We start from the raw sequence: 25,545 nt of genomic DNA on the forward strand, positions 1-25,545 counted from the left end.
GACCCCGCCCGCCGGAGCGGGCACCCTCAGGTGAGCAGCGTCTCGCCGACGTACCCGCCCTCGTCGCACCCGGGCGGCACCGCGAACACCGACGACCCGATCGGCACCGTCCACTCGTTGAGCAGGTCCAGCTCCGCGAGCCGGCGCTGCATCGGCGTGAACTGGCGGTCCACGTCCGCCTGGAACGACACGAAGATCAGCCCCGAGCTCGACACCTCGGCACCCGTGGGCGCGTCGTCGTAGTTGTAGGCCCGCCGGAAGATCCGTTCGCTGCCGTCACCGCGCGCCCGGCGCACGTGCGCGAAGTCCCCGATCACGGGGAAGCCGACCGGGGTGGTCGCCTCGAAGTCCGGTTCGTCGTGCTCGTCGGTCCCCGTCAGCGGCGCCCCGTTGGACAGGAACCGGCCCACCGACTGCTCGCGCCCGCTGCGGTCCAGCTCGTCCCACGTGTCGAGGGTCATGCGGATCCGGCGCACCACGGCGCTCGTCCCGCCCGCCATCCAGCCGTCGGTCGACCACACCACCTCGTCGAAGTCCGCCGTCCCCGGCTCCGGGTTCACCGTCCCGTCGACCTGGCCGAACAGGTTGCGCATCGTCGTGCCCGGCCGGGTGGTCCCGTAGGCCCGCCGGAACCCCTGCTGCACCCAGCGCACCGTGGTGAAGCTGCGCGCGTCCTTCAGCAGCATGCGGCACGCGTGCGCCACCGTCAGCGGGTCGTCGGCGGCGACCTGCACCAGCAGGTCCCCGTCGCTGAGCTCGGGCAGCAGCCGGTCGATGGTGAACTCCGGCAACGGCTTCAACCAGGCCGGGGCGACGCCCTCGGCCCGTGCCACGAACCGCGGGCCGAACCCGAAGGTCACGGTGAGACGTGCCGGGTCGACGGCGAGCTCCGGCTCGGAGTCGGCGAGCGCCGCCTCGCCCCGGGTCAGTCGTGCGGCGTCGTCGGACAGGATGCGCATCAGCCGGCGCAGCCCGTCGCGGTCGACGTCGTCGCGCAGGTCGAGCCCGAGGAAGGTCCCGTGCGCCTGCGCCGCCGTGGCGACACCGGCCTGGTGCACGCCGTGGAAGGCGACGGTCCGGGCGCCGTGGCGCGGTGCCTCGGCCGGGGGGTCGGGTGCGGTGGCGCGGGCTGCTTCCAGGGCTCGGTCGGCGCCGACGGCCGTCACCGCGCCGACCCCGGCGACAGCCCCTCCGAAGAGGAGCTGACGCCGGGTCGGCCCGGACCGGCCCGTGTGCTCGCGCCCGTCTCGGGCGGTCATCAGTGGCCCTCGTGGTCCGCGTGCTCGCCGTCGTCGGAACCGTCCTCGCCCATGTCCATGTCCTCGTCCATGGCCGACTCGTCGTCGCCGGTGTAGCTCTCGTTGGCGCCGGAGTAGTCCTTGACGGGAGCAGTGAGCTCGGTGGTGGAGTCGTCCGAGAAGGTGAGCGTGACGGTCACCTCCGCGCCCGCCTCCAACGGGCCGGTGAGGTCCATGAACATCAGGTGGTTGCCGCCGGGCTCCAGCGTGAGGGTCTGACCCGCGGGGATCACGAAGCCGCCGTCGATCTCCTGCATGCTCATCTCGCCCGCGCCGTCGGCGACGGTCTCGTGGAGCTCCACCATGCCCGCCGCGTCGCTCTGCGCCACGGTGAGGGTCACGTCGGCGTCGCCGTCGTTGGTGATCTCGCCGAAGGCGGCGGACATGCCCTCGTCGGCGGCCTTCACCCACGGGTCGGTGACGGTGACGGACTCCGCGGCGCTCGCGGCGCTCGCCGTGGTCGAGGTGTCGGCGGAGCCGGTCGTCGCGGTGCTCTCGGCGCACCCGGCGAGAGCGAGGGAGCCGACGGCGAGCAGGGCGAGGGCGGTGGTGCGGTGGCGCAGGGTCATGACAGGTCCTTGTCGGTCGTCGACGACGTCGGTGCGTCGTCGGTGCCGGCCGCGGTGCGGCGACGGCGCAGGAAGGTGAGCAGGGTGAGCAGGGCGAGGGCCGCGATCGCGCCGCCGGCGGCGACGAGGACGGTCCGGCCGACGGGGTCGCCGTCCGGCTCCTCGGTGCCGGACGCGTCCTGCACGGTGGTGCCGTCGTCGTCGGCGGAGCCCGCCGTCGACGACGTGGCGGGCTCGCTCGTCGTGGCGTCGGACGCGTCGTCGCCCGAGGACGCGAGCGGTTCGCCGTCGCCGACGACGAACGGGACCGCCCCGGAGACGGGGTGGCCGTCCGAGGACACGACGCGCCAGCGCACCTCGTACCCGCCGTCGGGCAGGTCGGGGTCGAGCGTGACCGACACGGTGTCGCCGTCGATCACGGGCGCCGCGTCGGCGCGGTCGTCGCCGGCGGCGTCCGCCACGATGACGGTCGCCCCGACGTCGAGCAGGTCGTCCGAGTAGGTGAGCGTCACCGTGGTCGGGGCGCTGTCGAGCACGGCGTCGGCCGCGGGGTCGCTGGAGACGAGCTCGTCGTGGGCGGACGCCGGTGCAGCCGTCGCGAGGAGCGCGACGGTGGTCAGGGCGATCCCGCCCGCGAGCATGCGGGGTGGGGACACGGGTGGTTGCCTCTCCGACGTCCGAGGACGTCAGCACGCGAAGGAGCGCCGCCGGCGTACCGGTGCGGCGCGGTGGTTCAGTGCGCGGGCAGGAGAGGCGGACCGCGTCGCCGCAGCGGGGCGACCTGGGGTCCCGGAGCGGTGGGACGGGGAGCGACGAGGGTGACGTGCGCGCGGGCGCGGGGTGCGACGACCGGTGCGCTCGGTGCAGGCCGCGGCACGAACCGTGCGACGAGCCGGGCGGTGAGGCCGCGCAGGTGCGCCAGGACGACCTCGCCGCGGTAGAGCAGCACGACGGTCGCGGCGGCCGCCGCGGCGTGCCACGCCCACATGGTCGCGTCGGCCCGCACCAGGTCGGCGGTGGCCGTGGACGGCGTGAAGGGGACGAGCGCCCCGTGGTGGTGGGTGTGGTCCGGGGCGGACCCGGTGGGGGTGCCCAGCACGAACAGCACGTGGAAGAGCACCTGGCTCGCCGCGACGGAGGCCGTGGTGCGCCACCGTGCGGGCCGGCGACCGGCCAGGAGGGTGCAGACCCACAGGGAGATCGCCCAGGGGGCGAGCACACCGGCCGGCCCGGGCATCGCTGCGCCTCCGGCGACGTGCGAGGCCAGGGCCACGCCCGTGGCCGCCGTCGCCACGATCGCGCCGCGCAGCACGCGGGCGGATCGGGGGTGACCGGTCGCAGGTGACATCGCCGTCGATCCTAGGTCATCCCCGGTGCGCGTCCGTCCCGTCGGCCGAGCCGCCGCCACGTCCGCGGACGCCCGCTCCGGACGCCCGCTCCGGCCGCCCGTCCGTGGTCGGGACGGGCGGCCGGAGCGGGCGGAGGACGGTGGCTCAGGCGCGCAGCCAGACGGTGGTGTCGGCGGGGAGCTCGGCGTCCACCGGCCCGGACGCCAGCAGCACGTCGTGCCCCGCCGGGAGGTCCACCGGCGTCGTCCCGAGGTTCGCGAGCACGACGACGTCGCGGTTGCGGAACGCCACGACGTCGGCCGAGCCGGCCCAGTCCTCGAGCCACGTCAGGTTCCCGAGCCCGAGCCCCTCGGCGCGACGGACGGCCAGCGTGCGGCTGTACAGCTCGAACGTGGAGGTCGGGTCGTCGTACTGGACGTCGGCGGCGTACCGGCCGTACGACGCGGGCTGGGGGAGCCAGGTCGCCCCGGTGGGACCGAACCCGTACCCGGGGGCCTGCGCCCGCCACGGCAGCGGGACGCGGCAGCCGTCGCGGCCTGCCTCGGCACCGTCGGTGCGGAAGTGGCCGGGGTCCTGGCGGACCTCGTTCGGCAGCGTCGTGTGCTCCGGCAGGCCGAGCTCCTCGCCCTGGTACAGGTAGGCGGAGCCGGGAAGGCCCAGCATGAGCGTCGAGGCCGCACGGGCGCGGCGCAGCCCGAGCTCCTCGTCGGGCTGGGGGTCCGTGGCGAAGACGCCGTTGGGGCGCACGCCCGGGTCGGCCAGGCCGAGGCGGGTCGCGTGGCGCACCACGTCGTGGTTGGACAGCACCCAGGTGGTGGGTGCGCCCACCTCGTCGTTCGCGCGGTACGACGCCGCGACCACGCGGCGCAGCGCGGCGGCGTCCCAGCCGGTGGTGAGGAACGAGAAGTTGAACGCCTGGTGCATCTCGTCGGGGCGCACGTAGCGGGCCAGGCGGGACAGCGGCTCGACCCAGGCCTCGGCGACCAGGCAGCGGTCGCCGTCGTACTCGGCGAGGACCTGGTGCCAGGAGCGGTAGATCTCGTGGACGCCGTCCTGGTCGAACATGGGCCCCTGGTTGCCGGCGCCCGTGGAGCCGTCCTCCGGGGCCCCGGGCTCGGTGACCCGGCCGTCGCCGTCCGCGGAGCCGTCGACCATCGCGACGGTGCCGTCCCAGTCGGGCAGGCCGTCGGCCTTGACCATGCCGTGGGCGACGTCGACACGGAACCCGTCCACGCCCTTGTCGAGCCAGAAGCGCAGCACGTCGACGAACTCGGCGCGCACCTCGGGCTCCGTCCAGTCGAGGTCGGGCTGGGAGGAGTCGAACAGGTGCAGGTACCACTGCGGCTCGGGCTCGTCGTAGGCGTCGCCGTCGGCCGTGCTGGACACGGGCAGGCGGGTCCAGGCGGGGCCGCCGAAGATCGACTGCCAGTTGTTGGGCGGCTCGGCCCCGCCCGGTCCGCGACCGTCCCGGAACACGTACCGGCCCCGTTCGGTCGACCCGGGACCGGTGGCGAGCGCGGCCTGGAACCAGACGTGCTGGTCCGAGGTGTGGTTCGGCACGAGGTCGACGATGACGCGCATCCCGCGCGCGTGGGCGCCGGCGAGCATCTCGTCGAAGTCGGCCAGGGTGCCGAACAGCGGGTCGACGTCGCGGTAGTCGGCGACGTCGTAGCCCGCGTCCTTCTGCGGCGACCGGTAGAACGGGGACAGCCAGACGGCGTCGATGCCGAGCCGCTGCAGGTGGTCGAGCCGCGAGGTGATCCCGGGGATGTCACCGATGCCGTCGCCGTCGCCGTCGGCGAACGAGCGCGGGTAGACCTGGTAGATGACGGCGTCGCGCCACCACTCGCGGGCGGTGTCGGACCCGACGTGGACGCTCGTGCCGAGCGGCAGCGAGGTCGTCGGGGTGGTCGGCTCGGTGGTGGCCATGGAGCTCCTCAGCGCGGGGTCGGGACGGAACGACATCCGAGTGTAAACGCCCTGCAAGAACTTTCAGGAACCGGTGACGGCTGGAGGGTGGGTCAGGTCCGCACGGGGCCGGTGGAGCCGCGCACCACCAGCTCGGGGAGAACAGCAGCTCCGTGCGCGGTGCCCGGTCGCCGCCGATCTCCGTGAGCAGGGCGCTGACCGCGGCGCGGGCCATCGCCTCCACCGGCTGGCGCACCGTGGTCAGGGGAGGTTCGGTGAACGCGATCAGGGGTGCGTCGTCGTACCCGACGACGGAGACGTCGGCCGGGACGCGCAGCCCCCGGGACCTCGCGGCCCGCACCGCACCGAGCGCCATGATGTCCGACCCGCACACCACGGCGGTGTGGCCGGTGGCGAACAGCTCCGCGGCGGCCGCCTGGCCGCCCTCGAGCGTGTACAGCGTGCTGATGACGTGCTCGCGGGCGGACCGTTCGTCGTCGGCCATGCCGTGCCGCACCAGGGCGGCGGCGAAGGCGGCGACCTTGCGCTGGGCGGGCACGTAGCGCTCGGGGCCGATGGCCAGCCCGATCCGGCGGTGCCCCAGGGTGACCAGGTGCTGGACCGCGACGTCGATGCTCTCGACGTCGTCCGGGGAGACGAAGGGCGCGTCGATGCCCGGCGCGTGGCCGTTGACCAGCACGATGGGCACGCCCTGGCTGCGCAGGAGCTCGTAGCGTCCGTGCTTGGCGCGCGTGTCCGCGTGCAGGCCGGAGATGAAGATGATGCCGGCCACGGCGTGGTCGACGAGCGTGGAGACGTACTCGTCCTCCGTGGTGCCGCCCGGCGCCTGGGTGCACAGCAGCGGCGTGTACCCGCGCTGGGCCAGGACGGACTCGACGGCCTGGGCGAACGCGGGGAAGACGGGGTTGGTGAGCTCGGGCACCACGAGCCCCACGAGGCCGGCGGACCGCCCGCGCAGCGCGGACGGGCGCTCGTAGCCGAGCACGTCGAGGGCGGCGAGGACGGCCTGGCGCGTGGAGCTCGCCACGCCGGGCTTGCCGTTCAGCACGCGCGACACCGTGGCGGTGGAGACGCCGGCCTGTTCGGCCAGGTCGCTGAGTCGGGTGCGCACGGCCTCGATGGTAGGCGACTGCAACGCCGCCGTCTGCAGGAACGACGGCATCGACGGCGAAGTGCGCGTTTCGTTGCCGAAACGTGACTGCAAGAACTTGCAAGAATGTTCAGGACGGATCTAGATTCAGCGCAGCCGGGCCGGCCGACACCCTCGTCGAGCGGCCATCACCACGAACGCTGGGAGTACCCCGATGCGACGGAGCATCCTGCTCGTCTCCGCACTGGCCACCACCCTCGCCCTGTCGGCGTGCAGCACCGGCAGCGAGACCCCCGCCGACGAGCCCGCCGACACCGGCGCGAGCGCCGACGCCGAGGCTCCCTCCGGCGACCCGCTCACGATCTGGGTCGACGAGACCCGCCAGGCCGCCGTCGAGGCCGCGGCCGCGGACTTCACCGCCGAGACCGGCACCGAGGTCGAGCTCGTCCAGAAGAACTTCGACGAGATCCGCGCCGACTTCGTCGCCCAGGTGCCCACCGGCGAGGGCCCCGACATCACCGTCGGCGCCCACGACTGGCTCGGCGGCCTGCTGTCCAACGGCGTCGTGGCACCCGTCGAGCTCGGCGACAAGGCCGGCGAGTTCGAGGACGTGGCCGTGCAGGCGTTCACCGCCGACGGCCAGGTCTACGGACTGCCCTACGCCGTGGAGAACATCGCCCTCATCCGCAACACCGCGCTCGCCGAGACCGCCCCGGCCACCTGGGACGACGCCGTCGCCGCCGGCGAGGGCGCGGGCACCAAGTACCCGATCCTCATCCAGACGGGCGCCGAGGGCGACCCCTACACCTACTACCCGTTCCAGACGTCCTTCGGGGCGCCCGTGTTCGAGCAGAACGACGACGGGTCCTACACCTCCGAGATCGCCATGGGCGGCGAGAACGGCGAGGCCTACGCGCAGTGGCTCGCCGAGCAGGGCGACGCCGGGACCCTCAGCACCGACATGACCTACGACATCGCCGTGGAGGCCTTCGCCAACGGCGAGTCGCCCTTCATCATCGGCGGGCCGTGGATGCTGGAGCAGGTCTCCGACCTCGACCTCGTGATCGACCCGGTCCCCGCCCCGGGCGACCAGCCGGCCCAGCCGTTCGTCGGCGTCGCCGGGTTCTACCTCAGCGCACAGAGCGACAACCCCCTGGTCGCGAACGACTTCCTCGTCAACTTCATGGCGACCGAGGAGGCGCAGACCGCGCTGTACGAGGCCGGCGGCCGCCCGCCCGCGCTCACGGCAGCCGCCGACGCCGCCGCCGGCGACCTCCTCGTCGCCGGGTTCCGCAACGTCGGTGCCGACGCGGTGCCGATGCCCTCCATCCCCGCGATGGACTCCGTGTGGGCCTTCTGGGGCGTCACCGAGGCCAACATCCTGTCGGGCAAGGCCGAGCCGGTCGACGCCTGGCAGAAGATGATCACCGACATCGACGGTGCCATCGGCTCCTGACGCTCCTGACGTCCTGACCTCCCGCGACGGGCCGTGGCAGCCGCCACGGCCCGTCGCGCGCCCCCTCGGAAGGCCCGCGATGAACGACCTGCACCGTCCAGGCGCCACCAGCGCCACCGTCGAGCGACCCGACCCGGAACCGGGCGGGTCGGCCCCGCCCGAGGACGGACGCCGTCGCGGGAACCGGGCCGAGGAGTCCGCCGCCCGGCGCTACGGGCCGGGGTTCCTCGTCAAGCTGGCGATCATGGCCGTCGTCGACGCGTTCGGCGTCTACGTGCTGTGGTCCGCCTGGGTCGCGGAGTCCTGGATCGTCCTCGGCGCGATGGCCGCCATGCTCGCCGTGGCCAACTGGGTGTACTTCTCGCGACGCACCCTGCCGTTGAAGTACGTCCTGCCCGGACTGATCTTCCTGTTCACCTTCCAGATCTTCACCATCGCCTACACCGGCTGGGTGGCGTTCACCAACTACGGCGACGGCCACAACTCCACCAAGGACGACGCCGTCGCAGCCCTGCTCGTGCAGAACGAGCGCCGCGTCGAAGGCTCCGCGTCCATGCCGCTCACCGTCGTCGCCGACGGCGACACGCTCGGGTTCGCCGTCGTGCAGCCCGACGGCGAGGCAGCCGTCGGCACCGCCGAGGACCCGCTCTCCACCGTCGACGCCACCCTCGCCGAGGGCCGCGTCACCGCCGTGGACGGCTGGGACGTGCTCGACCGCCAGCAGGTGCTCGAACGCCAGGACGAGGTCACCACCCTGCGCGTGCCCGTCTCCGCCGACGAGGCCGACGGCTCGGTACGCACCACCGACGCCCGCACCGGGTACGTGTACACCTCCACGCTCACCTACGACGACGCCGCCGGCACCATGACCGACACGGTCACCGGCACCGTGTACGCGCCCAACGACTCAGGTCAGTTCGAGGCCGCCGACGGCACCACCCTCAACGTCGGCTGGCGGGTCTTCGTGGGGTTCGACAACTTCACCACCGCGTTCTCCGACTCCCGCTACGCCGGACCGTTCCTCCAGGTCGTGGTCTGGACGTTCGTGTTCGCGTTCGCGTCCGTCGCCACCACGTTCCTGCTCGGCATGTTCCTGGCAACCGTCTTCAACACGCCCCTGCGCGGACGACGCGTCTACCGCACGCTGCTGATCCTGCCGTACGCCATCCCCGGCTTCGTGGCACCCCTGCTGTGGTCCGGCCTGCTCAACCGCAGCTTCGGGTTCGTCAACCAGGTGCTGCTCGGCGGCGCCGCGATCCCGTGGCTGACCGACCCCTGGCTCGCCAAGCTCTCGCTCATCGGGGTGAACCTCTGGCTCGGCTTCCCCTACATGTTCCTCATCTGCACCGGCGCTCTGCAGTCCCTGCCCGGCGACGTCATGGAGGCCGCGAAGATCGACGGGGCGAGCCCCTGGCGCACCTGGCGGTCCGTCACCATGCCGCTGCTGCTCGTCTCCACGACGCCGCTGCTCATCTCCAGCTTCGCGTTCAACTTCAACAACTTCGCCCTGGTGTACATGCTCACCGGCGGCGGACCACGGTTCGACGACGCCTCCGTGCCGCTCGGCCACACCGACATCCTCATCACGATGGTCTACTCCGTGGCGGGCCTCGACGGCACCGCACCGAAGAACTTCGGGCTCGCCAGCGCGCTGTCCATCGTGATCTTCCTCATCATCGCCACGATCTCGGCCCTCGCCTTCAAGCGCACCCGCTCGCTCGAGGAGATCAACTGACATGACCGCCACCACGCTCACCCCCGCGAGCCCCACGCCGGACCCCGCGCCCGGCCGCACCGCCGGGGGCGGCGCGCCCCGCCGCAGGACCGCACGACGCTGGTTCACCGACGTCGGCTGGCGGCACGTCGTCGGCGTCGTCTTCGTCGTCTACGCCGTGTTCCCGATCGTCTACGTCCTCTCCGCCTCGCTGAGCGACGGCGGCACCCTGACCGGGTCCAACCAGCTCTTCCGCACCGTGACCACCGAGAACTACGCGGCGCTCGCGGACACGCGGTTCTGGACGTGGGCGGCCAACTCGGTGCAGATCGCCGTGGTGACCGCCGTGGGCACCGTGCTGATGGGAGCCGCGGCGGCGTACGCCTTCAGCCGGTTCCGCTTCACGGGCCGGCGCGCCGGCCTGACGACGCTGCTCGTGGTGCAGATGTTCCCGCAGATGCTCGCGTTCGTCGCGATCTTCCTGCTGCTGATCAACCTCGGTCAGGTCGTGCCGGCGCTCGGGCTGAACTCGAAGACGGCGCTGATCTGCGTGTACCTGGGCGGAGCCCTGGGGGTGAACACGTTCCTCATGTACGGGTTCTTCAACACCGTCCCGCGCGAGCTGGACGAGGCGGCGAAGATCGACGGGGCCACGCACTCCCAGGTGTACTGGACGATCATCCTGCGCCTGGTGACCCCGATCCTGGCCGTCGTGGCACTGCTGTCGATCATCGCGTCGTTCGGGGAGTTCGTCATCGCGCGCGTCCTGCTGCAGTCGGAGTCGAACTGGACCCTGGCCGTCGGGCTGTACTCGTGGGTGTCGAGCCTGCTGGAGGCCAACTGGGGTCTCTTCGCCGCGGGTGCGGTGATCTCCACGGTCCCGGTGCTCGCGCTGTTCCTCTTCCTGCAGAAGTACATCGTGGGCGGTCTGACCGCCGGATCGGTGAAGGGCTGACGAACACGGGCCCCGCCTGTGGCGGGCCTCACACCAGGGCCCTAGCCTGGGCGCATGACCGAATCGCGCAGCTTCACCCCGGACCTGGGGCGGCTCACCGACGCCGCCGACGACTCGTTCTCCGTGCGCCGCGCGTACGGCGAACCCTACGAGCACGACGGACAGCTGATCATCCCGGTCGCCAAGGTGTGGGGAGGGATCGGCACCGGCTCGGGCGGGGCCGCCGGGACCGGCTCCGGCAACGGTTCCGGCCAGGGCAACGGCACCGGCAAGGGGTCGGGCCAGCTCGGCGGCTGGTCCCGTTCCTTCCGCCTCGGCTCGGCCGACGCGGCCGGTGAGGGCGACTCCGCCTCCCCGGACCACGGCGACGCCTCGGGGGACGCCTCCGGCGAGGCACGGGGCGAGCTGCACGGCGAGACCGCCGGCGAGGGCAGCGGGGGCGGTGGCGGCTACGGTCTGCGGGTCAAGCCCGTCGGCGTCTACGTCGTCTCCGCCGAGAGCACCCGCTGGCAGCCCGTGCTCGACCTGAACAAGGCGATCCTCGGCGGCCAGATCGTCGCCATCGCCGTCGCGCTCGCCGCCGGGTGGGCGTTCGGTCGACGCCGCTGACCTCCGGGTCGGCGGCCCGGCCGCCGACCGAGAGGACAGCATGACCGCGCACCACCTGCTCGACCTGCCGCACCACGACGGCTCGGCCGTCCACGTCCCCGGTGGCACGCCCGCCACCGGGGACGTCGTGCCCGTGCGGGTGCGGGTGCCCCGCACCGCCGGCGTGCGGGGCGTGTGGGTGCGCACGGTGCGCGACGGCGAGCCGCGCGTGGTCGAGGCCACGCCCGACGGCGGCACCGACGGCGAGGACCACTACGTCGCCGACGTCGTCGTGCACAACCCCGTGACGCCGTACCGCTTCCTGCTGGACGCCCCGGGCGGCTACCGCTGGCTGGACGGTCGTGGCGTGCACGCCCGCGAGGTGCCCGACGCGGGCAGCTTCCGGCTGGCGACCCACGCCCCGGCGCCGGCGTGGCTGGGCGACGGCCTGGTGTACCAGGTGTTCCCGGACCGGTTCGCCCGCTCCGGGGCCGCGGCGGCGCGGCCGGTGCCGGACTGGGCCGTGCCCGCCGCCTGGGACGACGAGCCCGCCGGGGACGGCCCGCTCGCCGGGACGCAGCTGTTCGGCGGCGACCTCGACGGCGTCGTCGAGCACCTGGACCACCTCGTCGACCTGGGCGTCGGCACGCTCTACCTGACGCCGGTGTTCCCGGGGCGTTCCAACCACCGCTACGACGCCTCCACCTTCGACGCCGTCGACCCCCTGCTGGGCGGTGACGAGGCGTACGCACGACTGTCCGCGGCCGTGCACGCGCGCGGCATGCGCCTCATGGGCGACATCACCACCAACCACACCGGCGAGGGGCACGAGTGGTTCGCGCGGGCGCTGGGCGACGCCACCTCGCCCGAGCACGGCATGTACGTGTGGGACGACCCGGCCACGGGCGGTGACGTCGCCCGCACACCGGACGGCCGGGGGTACGCGAGCTGGCTCGGGTTCGGCTCCCTGCCGAAGCTCGACTGGGGCTCGCCCGAGACGTGGCACCGCATGGTCAGCGGCCCGTCGTCGCCGATCGCGCGGTACCTGCGCCCGCCGTTCGACCTGGACGGCTGGCGGGTGGACGTCGCGAACATGACCGGGCGGTGGGCCCACGAGGACCGCACGCACGAGGTCGCTCGCGCGCTGCGCGCCGTCGTGGAGCGGGAACGCGCCGACGGCGCGCTGATCGCCGAGCACTTCCACGACGCGACGGCGGACCTGGGGGTGGGTGGCTGGCACGCGAACATGAACTACACGGGGTTCACCCGTCCCGCCTGGTCCTGGCTCGCCGTCGACGACTCCCCGGTGGCGGCCCACGGCCTGCCCGTGCGGGGCACGCGCCGCCCGGGAGGCTCGATGGTGGCCACGATGCGGGAGTTCGCCTCGTCGGTGCCGTGGTCGGTGACGGCCCGGCAGTGGAACCTGCTCGGGTCCCACGACACGCCGCGTCTGCGCACGGTCGTCGGTTCCGAGGCGCTGGCGCAGGTCGCCGCCGCGCTCCTGTTCACCTACCCCGGCACCCCGGTGGTGTTCGCCGGCGACGAGGTCGGCGCCACCGGTGTCAACGGCGAGCACGCGCGCACCACGATGGCCTGGGACCAGGGCGCCCGTGGGGGAGGGCCACGCTGGGACGCCGGCACGCTGGAGACCTATCGCCGGTTGTCGGCGGTGCGCCGGGCGTCCACGGCGCTCCGGGACGGCGGTCTGCGGTGGGCCGTCGTGGAGGACGACGCCGTGGTGTTCCTGCGCGAGTCGCCCGACGAGCGCGTCCTGGTGGTGCTCGCGCGGGCCGCGTGGGCCGGTGCCACGCTGCCGAGGTGGCTCCTGGCGACCGGTGCGGAGCCGACCGCCCTGTACGGCGAGGTGCCGCTGAGCGTCGGTCGCGACGGGCTCGCGGTCCCCGGGGCGCCCGGCGTGGGCGTCCACCGCCTGGCCTGAGCCGTTGCGCTCGCGCCGCGCGGTCCTGGGGTGCACCGTTGTCCCACCGCAGCCCGACGGACGGAGAACGATGGACAGCATCGAGATGCTGCACGACCTCTACTCACGCATCGGCCCCACGGCCCGTGGCGCCGCCGAGGACCTCGGGGAGGGCACCCTCACCGCGCGCCTCGACCCGGAGGCGAACACGATCGCCTGGCTGGTGTGGCACCTCGCCCGCGGCCAGGACCTCCAGGTGTCCGCCGCCGTGGGGCGTGAGCAGGTGTGGACCGCCGGCGGGTGGGACGAGAGGTTCGGCCTGCCGTTCGGGCCCGACGAGCTACGGGCACTCCGCGGACGACGTGGCGCGGGTGCGCGCACCCGGGGAGCTGCTCGTGGGCTACCTCGAGGACGTGCAGTCCGAGTCGGTCGACGTGCTCTCGGGGCTCGCGGAGGCCGATCTCGACGTGATCGTCGACCGGGCGTGGGACCCGCCCGTCACGCTGGGTGCACGACTCGTCAGCATCGCCGTCGACGCCCTGGAGCACGCCGGTCAGGCCGCGTTCCTGCGCGGGGTCCTCGAACGTCGGTGACCCGGTCGGCCTGGACCGGTCGGCCTGGACCGGTCGGCCGGCGGGTCAACGCACGAAGGGCCACCCCTGGGCGTCGTAGCCCAGCAGGTTGATGCCCAGGTGCGGCGAACCGTCGTCCTTGTAGTAGTGGTAGAAGAGCACGTCACCGTCGGCGTCGGGCAGGACGGCCTGGTGGCCGGGTCCGTGGATCGACCCGTGCCCGGCGAGGATCTCGGTGCCGCCGCCGGCCGTCATGGCCGTGCCCGCCCTGTCGACGTACGGGCCGGTGACCGACGTCGAGCGGCCCGCCATGACGCGGTAGGTGCTGCTCGCGCCCTGGCAGCAGGCGTCGAACGACACGTACAGGTAGTAGTAGCCCTCGCGGTAGTGGATCGTCGGCGCCTCGATCGCGCCGCCGCCACGCCCGGCCAGCGAGTGCAGGGCGGTCCCGGAGCGCAGGCCGGTGGCGGGGTCGATGCGGATCATCTTGATCCCCGACCAGAAGGAGCCGAAGCTCAGCCATCGGCCCCCGTTCGCGTCGACGACGAGGTTCGGGTCGATGGCGTTGTAGTCGTTCGACGTCGACGACGTGATCACCGCGCCGCGGTTCGTCCAGGTGCCGGGGTTGCCGCTGGGGCTGGTGGCGAGGAAGATCGCCGACCGGTTGGACCCGAACGTCGAGGCCGAGTAGTACATGAAGTACTGGCCGTCGCGTAGCTGACGTCCGGGGCCCAGACGTGGTTCGAGCCGTCGGTGTAGGGGTGGACCCAGGTCATGGCGCCGGTGAACGCCCTGCCGGCGTCCCGCCAGGCCGTGCGGTCGGTGGAGGTCTTGAGGTGGATCCCGTCGCCGGTGGCGGCCAGCAGGTAGCTGCCGTCGGAGCGCTTGACGACCTCGGGGTCGTGCACGCCGGTGCTGCCGGTGACCACGCCCGGGCCGGGGTAGGTGGCGGCGGCGGCCGAGGCGACCTTGACCAGGTTCCACTGCTGGCTGGTGCCGCCGTGGTCGGTGTACTGCGAGACGCGGCCGCCGTCGGCCGTCGACCAGTCCCACACCTCCAGGGCCTTGGCGCTGTTGCGGTTGATCAGGCGCACGGCCCCGCCGGCCGAGTCCGCGACCCGGAACTGCTGGTTGGGGTTGCCGAGGTCGGCCCACTGCACGACCTGGGCGCCGTCGGCCGTGGAGTGCTCGTAGATCTCGACGACCTTGCCGCTGTGGCGGGACTGGAGCGCGTAGTAGCCGCTGCCCTTGGACACGAAGCGCCACTGCTGCCAGGCGCCGTCGTTGCGGGTCCACTGGGCGATGGCGGTGCCGTCCGCGGTGCCGCGGCCGTTCACGTCGAGCGCCTTGCCGCTGTGCTTGTTGACGAGCACGTACCAGGCGTTGGTGTCGATGGTCGCGGCGCGTGCCGGGGCGACGCCGACGATCCCGGCGGTCACCGCGAGGACGGCGGCGGCGAGCGCGCCCACCACGGCGCGCACGGCCACCGGGAGGCGGGTACGGGCGGTGGTGGTGGCCGGTGGTGCGGGGCGGGGTGTCGCAGATGCGGTGCTTCCGGTGCGTCGGTGCACGGGTCCTCCTCGTCGAGGGCTGCTGTCGCGTCCGATAGTTCATCGTTGTAAACACGCTTGTCAAGGCCTTCGTCCACCTGATGGACGCCGGGAAACGCCGGGGGGCTGTGGGACGCCGGGGGGCGCCGGGAGGCTGTGGGACGATCGACGCGTGACCCTCGAGCAGATCGCCGTCATCTCCGACGTCCACGGCAACCTGTCAGCGCTCGACGCCGTCCTGGCCGACCTCGGCCGACGCGGCATCACCCGGGTGGTCAACCTCGGCGACGACGCCGGCAAGGGGCCGCGCGGCAGCGCCGTCGTGGACCGCCTCGCCGAGGTCTGCGAGGCCGACGTCCGCGGCAACTGGGACGACTTCCTGCCGACGATCCCCGACGACGGCCCGGAGGAGATGGTCTGGTGGCGCGACGAGCTCCGCGCGGACCAGCGTGACCGCCTGCGCTCGAAGCCCCTGTGCCACGACCTGCAGCTCTCCGGACGGCGCATCCGGCTCTTCCACGCCTCGGCCACCAGCGTCCACACCCGGGTGCACTTCCACCACACGCCCGAGGAGTTCGCGGGCATGTTCGCCGCCACCGACCTCACCGGGCCCGGACCCACGCCGGACATGGTCGGCTACGGCGACGTGCACGACGCCTACGTCGAGACCGACCGCGGGCGCACCCTGTTCAACACCGGCAGCGTCGGCAACCCGCTCGACGAGCCCACGCCGTCGTACGCGATCCTCGAGGGGATCCCCGACAGCCCCGACCCGGCCCCGTTCTCGTTGCGGCTCGTGCGCGTGCCCTACGACGTCGAGGCCGAGCTCGCCGTGGCCCGCGGGGTCGCCATGCCGCAGTACGACCCCTGGGCCCGGGAGCTGCGCACCGGTGTGTACCGCTACGGTGCCGACGCCGTCGGGACCTCTCGCTAGGCTGCCCTTCGTGCAGACGTTCTCGCAGGACGCTTTCGACCCGTCGGTGGTCGGAGCAGGACCACGCCCCGCCGCCGGCGAGCAGGGCACCGCGTCCTACGGCGACCACGACGTCGAACGCTGGTTCTCCGAGCCGCCCAAGTCGAAGGACCGCACGCCGTTCGAGCGTGACCGGGCCCGTGTGGTGCACTCCTCCGGGCTGCGGCGGCTCGGCGCCAAGACGCAGGTCCTCACCCCCGGCAGCGACGACTTCGTGCGTACCCGGCTGACCCACTCCCTGGAGGTCGCGCAGGTCGGCCGCGAGATGGGCCGGGCGCTCGGCTGCGACCCCGACCTCGTCGACACGGCCTGCCTCACGCACGACCTCGGCCACCCGCCGTTCGGGCACAACGGGGAGCGTGCCCTCGCCGAGCTCGCCGGCGACGTCGGCGGGTTCGAGGGCAACGCCCAGACGCTGCGGCTCCTGACCCGCCTCGAACCCAAGATCCAGACCGACGACGGCGCCCCGCGCGGCCTCAACCTCACCCGCGCCTCCCTCGACGCGAGCGTCAAGTACCCGTGGCGGCTCGCCGAGGGCCCGGCTCGACCCGACGGCCGCGCCACCCACAAGTTCGGCGTGTACCCCGACGACGCTCCCGTGTTCGCCTGGCTGCGCCAGGGCGCGCCGCGCGGGGGAGTGCGGTGCATGGAGGCGCAGGTCATGGACCTGGCCGACGACATCAGCTACTCCGTGCACGACGTCGAGGACGCCGTGGTGGGTGGGCGCCTCGACCTGCGGGTGCTCGACGACCCCGGCGAGCGGGCCCGGATCGCGGCCCACGTTCGGGCCTGGTACGGCGACTGGCACGACGCCGACGCCCTCGACGCCGCGCTGTGCCGCCTGCGGGACACGGGCCACCTGGTGACGAACTTCGACGGCTCCCGGCGGGCGCTGGCGGCGCTGAAGGACGCCACCAGCCAGCTCATCGGCCGGTTCAGCGGGTCCGCGCAGCGAGCCACCCGCGAGACCTACGGCGACGGACCGCTGACCCGCTACTCCGCCCGCCTGGTGGTGCCGGACGACACCGCGGACGAGATCCTCGCGCTCAAGGGCGTCGCCGTCGCCTACGTCATGGCACCTCGCGAGGGCGAGGTCGTCTACTCCGCCCAGCGGGAGATCGTCGCCGAGCTGGTCGAGGCGCTCTGCGACCGGGCACCCGTTGCCCTCGAGCCGGCGTTCGCGGCGGACTGGCGCGACGCCGCCGACGACGGCGCCCGGCTGCGCGTGGTGATCGACCAGGTCGCGTCCCTGACGGACGGGTCCGCGGTGCAGCTCCACGCCCGGCTCGTGCGCCGCGAGGGCTGAGCGCCGTCAGACCAGTCCGGCGGCGGCGAACGCCCGGCCGTAGATCTCCCGGATCACGCCCGCCTTGCGCGCGTTGTACTGCATGACGTGCTCGCCCGCGGCGTTCGCCTCGCGGGCCGCGGCGAGCTTGGTGTCGCGGTAGAGGTCGCGGTCCTCGGGGTGCTCGCGCAGCCAGTCGCGGAACATCCGGTGCCGCACGGTCTCCGGTCCGTCGGGTGCGAAGACGTGCACGTTCGTCGGCGCACCGGGCCCGCGGAACATCCGGTGGCCGTACCACCAGGGCTCCCGCACGCGCAGCACGAAGCCCGCGGCGACGAGCGCCGGGACGTAGGCGTCCTCGTCGTCGGGGTCGGCGACCGTCAGGTCGACGTCGACGATCGGCTTGGCGGGAAGGCCGGGGACCGAGGTGGACCCCACGTGCTCGACCCCGATCGCCGCCGTCCCGAGCGCGGCCCGGATCTGCGCGGCGGTCCGGGCGAACACCTGGGCCCACCGCGGGTCGTGCTCCACGAGCGTCAGTCCGTGCTCGGGCGCGGCCCCGTCGACCCACGGTGACGCGCCCGGCGGCGCCGCGTCGTCGCGGAACGTCAGGATCTCGTCGGCGGAAGTCATCGCTGCATCCTAGGACCGTGGGGCGCCGGGACGCGGGCACACGCATCGGGACCCGCGTTCGGGCCTAGACTGCCCACGTGGCAGGGCTGATCAAGCGCGAGGACGTGGAGGCCGTCCGCGAACGTGCGCGGATCGACGAGATCGTCGGCGCCCACGTCACCCTCAAGCCGGCGGGCGTCGGCTCGCTCAAGGGCCTGTGCCCCTTCCACGACGAGCGCTCCCCCTCGTTCCACGTCCGCCCCGGGGTGGGGCGCTGGCACTGCTTCGGCTGCGGCGAGGGCGGCGACGTCATCGCGTTCGTGCAGAAGATCGACGGCATGGGGTTCACCGACGCCGTCGAGCACCTGGCCGACCGGGTGGGAGTCCAGCTCCGCTACGAGGACTCGCGCACCGGCGCGGCCGCCCAGCGCGGCCCGCGGGAGGAGCCGGGCCGCCGCCAGCGACTCCTCGAGGCCCACCGGGTCGCGGCGGAGTTCTACGCCGACCAGCTCTTCGCCCCCGGCGCCCAGGCGGCACGGGCGTTCCTCGCCGAGCGCAGCTTCGAGCGGTCCGACGCCGAGACCTTCGGCGTCGGGTTCGCCCCGACCGGGTGGGACGCCCTCATGCGCCACCTGCAGGGTCGCGGGTTCACCCAGCCGGAGCTCGTCGCCTCCGGTCTCGTCAGCCAGGGGCAGCGCGGCGTGTACGACCGGTTCCGCGGACGACTCGTGTGGCCCATCCGCGACGTGACGGGCGCCGTCATCGGGTTCGGTGCACGCCGGCTCTTCGACTCCGACCAGGGTCCCAAGTACCTCAACACCCCCGAGACCGCCCTGTACAAGAAGGCGCAGGTGCTCTACGGGATCGACCTCGCCAAGCGGGCCATCGCCCAGTCCAAGCGGGTGGTGATCGTCGAGGGCTACACCGACGTCATGGCCGCGCACCTGTCCGGCGTCGACGTCGCCGTGGCGACGTGCGGCACGGCGTTCGGCGCCGACCACGCCAAGGTCGTGCGCCGCCTCCTGGGGGACACGACCGCCGGGGGCGGACTGCAGCTCGCGTCGGGGGCGTCGCTCGGCGGCGAGGTGATCTTCACGTTCGACGGTGACGCCGCCGGCCAGAAGGCGGCGATCCGGGCGTTCGGCGAGGACCAGCGCTTCCACGCCCAGACCTTCGTGGCCGTCGAGCCGCACGGCATGGACCCGTGCGACCTGCGGATGGCTCGCGGGCCGGAGGCGGTCGCGGCCCTCGTCGACGGACGCGTGCCCCTGTTCGAGTTCGTCATCCGCACCACCATCGACTCGTTCGACCTCGACACCGTCGAAGGGCGCGTGGGCGCGCTGCGCTCGGCGGCCCCGCTCGTCGCCGGCATCCGCGACCGCTCGATGCAGCTCGGGTACTCGCGCTCGCTCGCGCGCTGGATCGGGCTCGACCCCGAGGAGGTGCGCCGCGAGGTCGGGCGCGCGCCCGCGCGCCCGAGCGCGGGCCAGCACGACCCGCGGCCCGACTCCCGGCCCCGTGCGACGACCGACCACGGTGACACCGCTGCGGGCGCCGACGCGCCCGTAGCCGCCCCCGTGCTCGCCGCGCCCGACCCGTCGGACCCCGTGGCGCGCATCGAACGGCTCGCGCTCGTCGTCGTCCTGCAGTACCCCCAGCACGTGCCCGCCCTGTTCGACGACCTCGCCCCGGACGCCTTCGCCACCCCCGCCTGGCGGGCCGTGCACGCCGCGGTGCGCGCCGCCGGGGGCGTGGCCACGGGGCGCGGGCTCGGGGGCGGCCGGTGGGTCGAGGCCGTCGTGGAGGAGGCCGGCGAGGCCGTGGGGCCGCTGGTGACCGAGCTGGCCGTCGCGCCCGTGCCCGAGGACCGCGAGAGCGCCATCGCCGCGTACGTGGCCGGCGTCGTGCGCAACGTCGCCGACCTGGGCCTGACCCGGCTGGTCGCCGACGCCAAGAGCCGCGTGCAGCGGCTCGACCCGGCCGCCGACCAGGAGGCCTACCTGGCGGCGTTCGCCGAGCTCAACCGGATCGAGACCGAACGGCGGACGCTCCGCGAGTCCGTGTGACCTTCCACCCTCCGGTCGCGCTCCTGCGCGGGCCTCGACACGATGGAGGCACATCGAGTCGAAGGAGAGTGTGATGGCCACCGCCAAGAACGTCCCCACCTACACCGTCCCGTCGCTGAGCAACGAGGACGGGGCGAAGGTCGCGGAGATCCTCCAGGACCGCTTGAACGCCCTGACGGACCTGCACCTCACGCTCAAGCACGTGCACTGGAACGTCGTCGGCCCGCACTTTATCGCGGTCCACGAGATGCTCGACCCGCAGGTCGACGCCGTGCGCCTCATGGCCGACGACGTCGCCGAGCGCATCGCGACCCTCGGCGGTGAGCCGCTGGGCACCCCCGGAGCGCTCGTCGCCGGCCGCACCTGGGACGACTACTCCCTGGGGCGGGCGACCACCATCGAGCACCTCGGCGCCCTCGACGAGGTGTACTCCGGGGTCATCACGGCCCACCGCAAGGCGGCCGAGGACACGGCAGCTCTCGACGACGTCACCAACGACCTGCTCATCGGCAACCTGCGCGAGCTGGAGCAGTTCCACTGGTTCGTGCGAGCCCACCTGGAGTCGTCGGCCGGCGAGCTGTCCACGTCGAAGGCGACGACCGAGCTGGACGCGGCACGCGCCGCGAAGGAGACGGCCTAGTCCGTGAGGACCGGCCGCCGGCGCGGGACTCCGGACCGTCACGGTCGGGTCCCGCGCGGGCGGCGGCCGCGCGGGGAGCGCGGACGCACCGTGGACGCGCCGCGGGAGTGCCTGGGGCGGCCGGCGGTGCCGTCCCTCAGGAGAGTTCGTCCTGCCAGTGCCGGGCGTCGAGCACGGCCCGCAGGGTCGACTCGCGCAGCGTCGGAGTCGAGGTGCGGATGCGGTCGCGACCCAGCCGCGCCGCCGTGCCCGTCCGGTCCAGCTGGGCGTCCAGGGACGCGCTCACCCCCACCAGGTAGAGCCGGGAGTCCGCCTCCTCCAGCCGGGACGCGTAGCGGGTGACCAGAGCGATGAAGGTCGACCCGAGATCTTCCTTGCCCCGCAGGTTGAGGATGACGGCGCTGCGGGCCGTCCCGGGCCGGATGGACGGGAGCTGGGCCTCGGCGATCGGGGTCGCGGCGAAGAACAGCGAGCCGTAGGGACGGATGACGACGATCTCCCGGTCGCCGAGCGACTCCGGGACGTCACCCTCCGTAAACGACCCGTCCGCCTGCGGGATCCACCGTCGCAGCGTGACCCGGTTGGACTGCCGCACCACGAAGAGGATGAGCGAGGTGCCGACCCCGACCAGCACCGCGTACTGCAGGGGGATGACGATGGTCAGCACGAACGTCACCAGCATCGCCGTCGCCTGCACGCCGCCGGTGCGCAGCACGCTGGTCGCGGCGTGCACCTTGAAGCTGCGGGCGCCCACCATGATCAGCAGGCCGGCCAGCGCCGGCATCGCCACGTAGCCCACCAGGTCGCTCAGCAGCACGACGATCAACGCCATCGTCAGGCCGGCCACCATCAGCGCCATTCGGGTGCGCGCGCCGGCGCGCGTGACGATCGCCGTGGCGGACATCGACCCTCCGACCGGCATCCCGGACAGCACGCCGGAGGCGATGTTCGCGATGCCCTGGCCCCGGAAGTCCCCGGACGGGTCGGGGTAGCGCCCGTCGGGGTTGGGGGTCGACGCGCTGATGGCGGCACCCTGGACCAGTCCGACGAAGGTGAGCGAGGCGGCGGCCACGAGCAGCTCCGGCACCAGGGTCACGTCCGGGAGGGTGAACGGTGGCAGACCGCTGGGGACCTCGGTGATGTCGGACAGCACCGGCACCGATTCCAGCAGGAACGCCAGGAGCGACCCGAGCACCACCGCACCCACCATGCCCAGGGCTCCCAGGCGGGTCCGCTCCAGCAGGACGATCAGGCCCATGGTGGCGACGCCGACGATCATGGCTGTCCAGGACCACTGCCCGATGTGGGCGACGGTGTCGACGGCCTCGTGCAGGCGGGTGGCTCCGGTGCCGTCGTACCCGGTGATGTCGTCGAGCTGGCCGAGCACGATGGTGACGGCCACGGCGTTGACGAACCCGACCAGGACCGAGTTGGGGACCCACCGCACCGCCTTGCCCAGCTTGGCCAGACCGAGCGCGAGCATGATCACGCCGGTCATCACCGCCAGGGTGAACAGGGCCTGGTCACCGAACTCCTGGACGGCCGGCACGTCCGCGACGACCACCGCCATCGCCCCGGTCGCCTGCACCGCCATGAAGGCCGAGCTGGTCCCGAGGGCGCCGAAGAACGTGCCGACCATGTACCCGTACAACCCGTAGACCGGGTTGACACCGGCCAGCAGGCCTCCGGCGAGCCCGTCGGGCACGGACTCCACGCCCAGCGTGATGCCCGCGGGCAGGTCCTGGCGCCAGTGCCGCCACCACCGGCGCCGCGTCGACCGTCCCTCGGGGTCGCGCTCGCGCTCGCGCTCGGACTCGGGTTCAGGGGCAGTGCTGGGCACAGGGCCACCTCGCTGTCGCCGGGGAGCTCGGGTGCTCACGACTGTAGGGATGCGGGCAGGGTCGCGCACCCGCTCCCGGCGAGGGCCCGAGCGGTTGCGGGGCCGCGTGCCGCGTCTACGGTCGCAATGAGGCGCAGCGAGCGCATCCTTCTCGGCCGATTGGATCGATGATGACAGACCCGAAGCCCGCCACCGAGGCCACGATCAGGGCCAACCGAGCGGTGCGCGACCAGCTCCCCTTCGACGACACGACCGACCTGACCAACGCCGACCGCGGCCTGATCGCACCCGCGTCGGGGCAGATCCTCACCGACTCCGGTGAGGTCGCCTGGGACATCGACCGGTGGAGCTTCCTCGAGGGCGAGGCGCCGGACACGGTGAACCCGTCGCTGTGGCGGCAGAGCAAGCTCGTGGCCAAGGCGGGCATCTACGAGGTGGTCGACGGGATCTACCAGGCTCGCGGCTTCGACCTGTCCGTGCAGTCCTTCATCCGCACGGACTCGGGCTGGATCGTCGTCGACCCGCCGATCAGCGCCGAACCGTTGACGGCGGCGTTCGAGCTGCTGCGCGAGCACGTGGAGGACCGGCCCGTCGTGGCGGTGATCCACACGCACAGCCACATCGACCACTACGGCGGCGTGCGCGCGCTGGTCAGCGACGAGGACGTCTCCTCGGGCCGGGTGCGCATCATCGCGCCGGTCGACTTCCTGGAGGAGGCCGTCAGCGAGAACGTCATGCTCGGCAACGCGATGGCGCGCCGCAAGTCCTACATGTACGGCGAGATCGTCGGCTACGGCCCGGACCGGGCGGTCGGTGCAGGTCTCGGCCAGCTCACGTCCGCCGGCACGGTCACCCTCATCCCGCCCACGGACATCATCGACACGACGGGTCAGGAGCTCGAGATCGACGGGGTGCGCCTCGTCTTCCAGCACACCCCGGGCGCGGAGGCGCCGGCGGAGCTGTGCTTCTACCTGCCCCAGTACCGGGCCCTGTGCGGCGCCGAGATCGTCACCCACACCCAGCACAACCTCTACACGCTGCGCGGGGCGAAGATCCGTGACTCGTTGATCTGGTCCAAGCACCTGCACGAGATGCTGCAGATCTTCGGCGACGCGGAGGTGCTGTTCTCCTCCCACCACTGGCCCACCTGGGGCAACGCCGAGCTGCGCGACCTCATCGAGGGCCAGCGCGACATGTACCGCTACCTGCACGACGAGACGGTGCGGCTGGCGAACAAGGGCTTCACGCCCGTCGAGATCGGCGAGCGGATCACCCTGCCCGACGCCCTCGCGCAGCGGTTCGCCAACCGGGGCTACTACGGCTCCATCAACCACAACGTGAAGTCCACGTACGTCTACTACCTCGGCTGGTTCGACGCGAACCCCGCGACGCTCAACCCCCTGGAGCACGTCGACGCCGCTCCTCGGTACGTCGAGTACATGGGTGGGGCGGACGCCATCCTGGAGCGGGCGCGCGCGGACTTCGACAAGGGCGAGTACCGCTGGGTCGCCGAGGCGCTCAACCATCTCGTCTTCGCCGAACCGGACAACACCGCGGCCCGCGAGCTGCAGGCCGACACGTTCGAGCAGCTCGGGTACCAGGCGGAGAACGGCACCTGGCGCAACTTCTACCTCACCGGGGCGATGGAGCTGCGCAACGGCGTCCGCCGCCAGCACGTCCTGCTCACGGCGAGCCCGGACTCGGTGCGAGCCATGTCGGTATCGATGTTCCTGGACTACCTGGCCATGCGGCTCAAGGGGCCGGAGGCCGCCGGTCTTCACGCGAAGATCGTCATGCACCTGCCGGACATCGACGAGTCGCACGTGCTGGAGCTCGGCAACGGCGTGCTCAACCACTTCCCCGGCACCACCGACCAGGCGGACGCGACGCTGACGTTCGACCGGACGGTGCTCGACGCCGTGGTGCTCGGCACCACGGACATCGCCGCGGCGGTGAGCGACGGCAGCGTCACCGTGGACGGGGACCGGGAGACGGTGAGGCAGTTCATCGGGCTGCTGGACGACTTCGACTTCTGGTTCGACATCGTCACTCCGTAGGACGACGCACAGGACGACGACAGAGGCCCGGGTGAACGGATCCACCCGGGCCTCTGGTCTGCTCCCGCGGTTGGACTTGAACCAACGACCGTCCGATTAACAGTCGGATGCTCTGCCAGCTGAGCTACGCGGGATCGTTCCGGTGCGCTGCCCTCAGCGCCCGAACCGGAGACAACAGTACCAGGTCTACACGGGTAGTCCGCACGCCCCGCGGAGCTTCGACTCGGTGGCGTCGACCACGTCCGCGACGTCCTGACGGGCCAGGTCCACGCCCGTCCCGGCCACTGCCTGGGAGAACAGCGAGCCGTCCGGTCGGCGCCGGACGGCGATCCGCGCCGACCCGCCGGGGACGTCCACCGTCTCGGCCAGGACCACCGACCACAGGACCCGCTCGCGCACCACCGCGGGCAGGTTGGTGCGGGCCGGGTCGGTGAGCTGCAGGCGCAGGTCGTCGGCGGCGTCGACCCACTCGACGGTGACGGTCTGCCGGTGCGGGTCGAACGCGGCGCGGTCGACGTCGCACCACGGCCGACGCAGCACAGGACCGTCCGCCGGGTCGCCTGCACCGACGACGACGAGGTCGGCGGACGTGGCCGCGACCCATCGGCCGTCGACCGTCTCCGCGGCGGCGAGCAGCTTCTCCCCGCGGTCCAGGGGGATGCCGCGACGAACGGCGGGCGGCAGGCGCAGGCTGGCGAACATGACCTCACGCTAGCGTCACCGGGGCGACCACCGTGGCCGCACGGTCGCCGTCGAGCGCGGTCCTGGAGCGTCGGGACCCCGGTGGCCGCCGTCGCGGACCCGCAGGCCGCCGCTGCCGACTGAGCGCCGCACGCCGCAAGCTCGCCCTGCGGATGCGGATCCTCGTCGACGGGCTACCGTCGAGGTATCCGAACAATGGAGGTTGCGATGAGCATCGGTGACAAGGCGAAGCACCTGGCCGAGGAAGCCGCCGGCAAGGTCAAGGAGGCCACCGGCAAGGCGTCCGACGACGAGAAGCTGGAGGCCGAAGGTCAGGCCGACCAGTCGAAGGCCAACTTCAAGCAGGCCGGCGACGACGTCCGGGACGCCTTCAACAAGTAGA

Annotated in this window: 22 protein-coding genes, 1 tRNA gene and 2 pseudogenes; 13 read left to right on the forward strand and 12 right to left on the reverse strand. The window is 72.9% G+C overall.

Translation table 11 applies throughout. The features are described from left to right. Positions 1–26: 26 nt before the first annotated feature. From ACNHYB_RS01155 to ACNHYB_RS01180, 6 genes and pseudogenes are all read right to left on the reverse strand, one after another. The gene (locus ACNHYB_RS01155; RefSeq protein WP_418276551.1) at positions 27–1,259 is read right to left on the reverse strand and encodes a Dyp-type peroxidase; all 1,233 of its coding nucleotides are present in this window, start codon (positions 1,257–1,259) and stop codon (positions 27–29) included. Further along, on the reverse strand, positions 1,259–1,867 hold the full coding sequence (locus tag ACNHYB_RS01160; RefSeq protein WP_418276552.1) for a copper chaperone PCu(A)C: 609 nt from the start codon (positions 1,865–1,867) through the stop codon (positions 1,259–1,261). Before ACNHYB_RS01160 ends, ACNHYB_RS01155 begins: the two co-directional genes overlap by 1 nt. Next, on the reverse strand, positions 1,864–2,523 hold the full coding sequence (locus tag ACNHYB_RS01165) for a copper resistance CopC family protein (RefSeq protein ID WP_418276553.1): 660 nt from the start codon (positions 2,521–2,523) through the stop codon (positions 1,864–1,866). Before ACNHYB_RS01165 ends, ACNHYB_RS01160 begins: the two co-directional genes overlap by 4 nt. A 77-nt stretch (positions 2,524–2,600) precedes the next feature. Then, complete coding sequence (locus ACNHYB_RS01170) at positions 2,601–3,215, reverse strand: hypothetical protein (protein ID WP_418276554.1); 615 nt, start codon at positions 3,213–3,215, stop codon at positions 2,601–2,603. Positions 3,216–3,360: 145 nt separating this feature from the next. Next, positions 3,361–5,145 carry a glycoside hydrolase family 13 protein gene (locus ACNHYB_RS01175; RefSeq protein WP_418276555.1) on the reverse strand — a complete coding sequence of 595 codons (1,785 nt, stop codon included), beginning with the start codon at positions 5,143–5,145 and terminating at the stop codon, positions 3,361–3,363. Positions 5,146–5,237: 92 nt separating this feature from the next. Next, positions 5,238–6,307: pseudogene (locus ACNHYB_RS01180) on the reverse strand (LacI family DNA-binding transcriptional regulator). Positions 6,308–6,449: 142 nt separating this feature from the next. Here ACNHYB_RS01180 and ACNHYB_RS01185 point away from each other — a divergent pair. The 7 genes and pseudogenes from ACNHYB_RS01185 to ACNHYB_RS01215 all read left to right on the forward strand — a co-directional run bounded on the left by ACNHYB_RS01185 (position 6,450) and on the right by ACNHYB_RS01215 (position 13,459). Continuing rightward, a complete protein-coding gene (locus ACNHYB_RS01185) occupies positions 6,450–7,691 on the forward strand; it encodes a sugar ABC transporter substrate-binding protein (RefSeq protein ID WP_418276556.1) in 1,242 nt (413 codons plus the stop codon). 79 nt (positions 7,692–7,770) lie between these two features. Further along, a complete protein-coding gene (locus ACNHYB_RS01190; RefSeq protein WP_418276557.1) occupies positions 7,771–9,426 on the forward strand; it encodes an ABC transporter permease subunit in 1,656 nt (551 codons plus the stop codon). A 1-nt stretch (position 9,427) separates the two neighbouring features. Further along, positions 9,428–10,360 carry a sugar ABC transporter permease gene (locus ACNHYB_RS01195; RefSeq protein ID WP_418276558.1) on the forward strand — a complete coding sequence of 311 codons (933 nt, stop codon included), beginning with the start codon at positions 9,428–9,430 and terminating at the stop codon, positions 10,358–10,360. A gap of 54 nt (positions 10,361–10,414) precedes the next feature. Further along, positions 10,415–10,969: a hypothetical protein gene (locus tag ACNHYB_RS01200; RefSeq protein WP_418276559.1), complete on the forward strand. Its 555-nt coding sequence runs from the start codon at positions 10,415–10,417 to the stop codon at positions 10,967–10,969. A gap of 40 nt (positions 10,970–11,009) precedes the next feature. Beyond that, complete coding sequence (locus ACNHYB_RS01205) at positions 11,010–12,887, forward strand: glycoside hydrolase family 13 protein (RefSeq protein WP_418276560.1); 1,878 nt, start codon at positions 11,010–11,012, stop codon at positions 12,885–12,887. An 85-nt stretch (positions 12,888–12,972) separates the two neighbouring features. Then, positions 12,973–13,164 (forward strand): annotated as a pseudogene (locus tag ACNHYB_RS01210) (DinB family protein); the annotation flags it as partial. A gap of 73 nt (positions 13,165–13,237) precedes the next feature. Beyond that, positions 13,238–13,459, forward strand: a complete 222-nt coding sequence (locus tag ACNHYB_RS01215) for a hypothetical protein (RefSeq protein WP_418278087.1) — start codon at positions 13,238–13,240, stop codon at positions 13,457–13,459. Positions 13,460–13,504: 45 nt separating this feature from the next. On the opposite strand, the gene ACNHYB_RS01220 is transcribed toward ACNHYB_RS01215, so the two are convergent. Next, the gene (locus ACNHYB_RS01220) at positions 13,505–14,134 is read right to left on the reverse strand and encodes an arabinan endo-1,5-alpha-L-arabinosidase (protein WP_418276561.1); all 630 of its coding nucleotides are present in this window, start codon (positions 14,132–14,134) and stop codon (positions 13,505–13,507) included. Further along, entirely contained in the window at positions 14,032–14,925 is an 894-nt protein-coding gene (locus tag ACNHYB_RS01225; protein ID WP_418276562.1) for an RICIN domain-containing protein, read from the reverse strand. Before ACNHYB_RS01225 ends, ACNHYB_RS01220 begins: the two co-directional genes overlap by 103 nt. Positions 14,926–15,160: 235 nt before the next feature. Between ACNHYB_RS01225 and ACNHYB_RS01230 the strand changes: the two genes are divergently transcribed. Further along, positions 15,161–15,922, forward strand: coding sequence for a metallophosphoesterase family protein (locus ACNHYB_RS01230; protein ID WP_418276563.1), 762 nt, complete (start codon positions 15,161–15,163; stop codon positions 15,920–15,922). Positions 15,923–15,932: 10 nt separating this feature from the next. Beyond that, the gene (locus tag ACNHYB_RS01235) at positions 15,933–17,267 is read left to right on the forward strand and encodes a deoxyguanosinetriphosphate triphosphohydrolase (RefSeq protein WP_418276564.1); all 1,335 of its coding nucleotides are present in this window, start codon (positions 15,933–15,935) and stop codon (positions 17,265–17,267) included. A 6-nt stretch (positions 17,268–17,273) separates the two neighbouring features. Here the strand turns inward: ACNHYB_RS01235 and ACNHYB_RS01240 are convergent, their stop codons facing one another. Continuing rightward, positions 17,274–17,879 carry a GrpB family protein gene (locus ACNHYB_RS01240; protein ID WP_418276565.1) on the reverse strand — a complete coding sequence of 202 codons (606 nt, stop codon included), beginning with the start codon at positions 17,877–17,879 and terminating at the stop codon, positions 17,274–17,276. A gap of 77 nt (positions 17,880–17,956) precedes the next feature. On the opposite strand from ACNHYB_RS01240, the gene dnaG reads away from it, so the two are divergent. Both dnaG and ACNHYB_RS01250 read left to right on the forward strand, forming a co-directional pair. Beyond that, entirely contained in the window at positions 17,957–19,924 is a 1,968-nt protein-coding gene (dnaG, locus tag ACNHYB_RS01245; RefSeq protein WP_418276566.1) for a DNA primase, read from the forward strand. Between the two features lie 73 nt (positions 19,925–19,997). Next, on the forward strand, positions 19,998–20,564 hold the full coding sequence (locus ACNHYB_RS01250; protein WP_418276567.1) for a Dps family protein: 567 nt from the start codon (positions 19,998–20,000) through the stop codon (positions 20,562–20,564). Between the two features lie 136 nt (positions 20,565–20,700). Here the strand turns inward: ACNHYB_RS01250 and ACNHYB_RS01255 are convergent, their stop codons facing one another. Then, the gene (locus ACNHYB_RS01255; RefSeq protein WP_418276568.1) at positions 20,701–22,404 is read right to left on the reverse strand and encodes a SulP family inorganic anion transporter; all 1,704 of its coding nucleotides are present in this window, start codon (positions 22,402–22,404) and stop codon (positions 20,701–20,703) included. Positions 22,405–22,571: 167 nt separating this feature from the next. Here ACNHYB_RS01255 and ACNHYB_RS01260 point away from each other — a divergent pair, with 167 nt between their 5' ends. Then, positions 22,572–24,461: an alkyl/aryl-sulfatase gene (locus tag ACNHYB_RS01260; protein ID WP_418276569.1), complete on the forward strand. Its 1,890-nt coding sequence runs from the start codon at positions 22,572–22,574 to the stop codon at positions 24,459–24,461. A 61-nt stretch (positions 24,462–24,522) separates the two neighbouring features. On the opposite strand, the gene ACNHYB_RS01265 is transcribed toward ACNHYB_RS01260, so the two are convergent. Further along, positions 24,523–24,595 (reverse strand) — tRNA-Asn (locus ACNHYB_RS01265). Between the two features lie 52 nt (positions 24,596–24,647). Continuing rightward, complete coding sequence (locus ACNHYB_RS01270) at positions 24,648–25,163, reverse strand: hypothetical protein (protein ID WP_418276570.1); 516 nt, start codon at positions 25,161–25,163, stop codon at positions 24,648–24,650. 207 nt (positions 25,164–25,370) lie between these two features. On the opposite strand from ACNHYB_RS01270, the gene ACNHYB_RS01275 reads away from it, so the two are divergent. Beyond that, on the forward strand, positions 25,371–25,544 hold the full coding sequence (locus tag ACNHYB_RS01275) for a CsbD family protein (protein WP_418276571.1): 174 nt from the start codon (positions 25,371–25,373) through the stop codon (positions 25,542–25,544). The last annotated feature ends 1 nt before the right edge of the window (position 25,545 follow it).

Source organism: Isoptericola jiangsuensis (genome assembly GCF_048320105.1).
GTDB lineage: Bacteria > Actinomycetota > Actinomycetes > Actinomycetales > Cellulomonadaceae > Isoptericola > Isoptericola jiangsuensis_A.

Bases quoted from the DNA above. Each gene is read 5' to 3' on its own strand.
- ACNHYB_RS01155 (WP_418276551.1), bottom strand. From the start codon at position 1,259: ATGACCGCCCGAGACGGGCGCGAGCACACGGGCCGGTCCGGGCCGACC.
- ACNHYB_RS01160 (WP_418276552.1), bottom strand. From the start codon at position 1,867: ATGACCCTGCGCCACCGCACCACCGCCCTCGCCCTGCTCGCCGTCGGC.
- ACNHYB_RS01170 (WP_418276554.1), bottom strand. From the start codon at position 3,215: ATGTCACCTGCGACCGGTCACCCCCGATCCGCCCGCGTGCTGCGCGGC.
- ACNHYB_RS01175 (WP_418276555.1), bottom strand. From the start codon at position 5,145: ATGGCCACCACCGAGCCGACCACCCCGACGACCTCGCTGCCGCTCGGC.
- ACNHYB_RS01185 (WP_418276556.1), top strand. From the start codon at position 6,450: ATGCGACGGAGCATCCTGCTCGTCTCCGCACTGGCCACCACCCTCGCC.
- ACNHYB_RS01190 (WP_418276557.1), top strand. From the start codon at position 7,771: ATGAACGACCTGCACCGTCCAGGCGCCACCAGCGCCACCGTCGAGCGA.
- ACNHYB_RS01195 (WP_418276558.1), top strand. From the start codon at position 9,428: ATGACCGCCACCACGCTCACCCCCGCGAGCCCCACGCCGGACCCCGCG.
- ACNHYB_RS01200 (WP_418276559.1), top strand. From the start codon at position 10,415: ATGACCGAATCGCGCAGCTTCACCCCGGACCTGGGGCGGCTCACCGAC.
- ACNHYB_RS01205 (WP_418276560.1), top strand. From the start codon at position 11,010: ATGACCGCGCACCACCTGCTCGACCTGCCGCACCACGACGGCTCGGCC.
- ACNHYB_RS01220 (WP_418276561.1), bottom strand. From the start codon at position 14,134: ATGTACTACTCGGCCTCGACGTTCGGGTCCAACCGGTCGGCGATCTTC.
- ACNHYB_RS01240 (WP_418276565.1), bottom strand. From the start codon at position 17,879: ATGACTTCCGCCGACGAGATCCTGACGTTCCGCGACGACGCGGCGCCG.
- ACNHYB_RS01250 (WP_418276567.1), top strand. From the start codon at position 19,998: ATGGCCACCGCCAAGAACGTCCCCACCTACACCGTCCCGTCGCTGAGC.
- ACNHYB_RS01260 (WP_418276569.1), top strand. From the start codon at position 22,572: ATGATGACAGACCCGAAGCCCGCCACCGAGGCCACGATCAGGGCCAAC.
- ACNHYB_RS01270 (WP_418276570.1), bottom strand. From the start codon at position 25,163: ATGTTCGCCAGCCTGCGCCTGCCGCCCGCCGTTCGTCGCGGCATCCCC.
- ACNHYB_RS01275 (WP_418276571.1), top strand. From the start codon at position 25,371: ATGAGCATCGGTGACAAGGCGAAGCACCTGGCCGAGGAAGCCGCCGGC.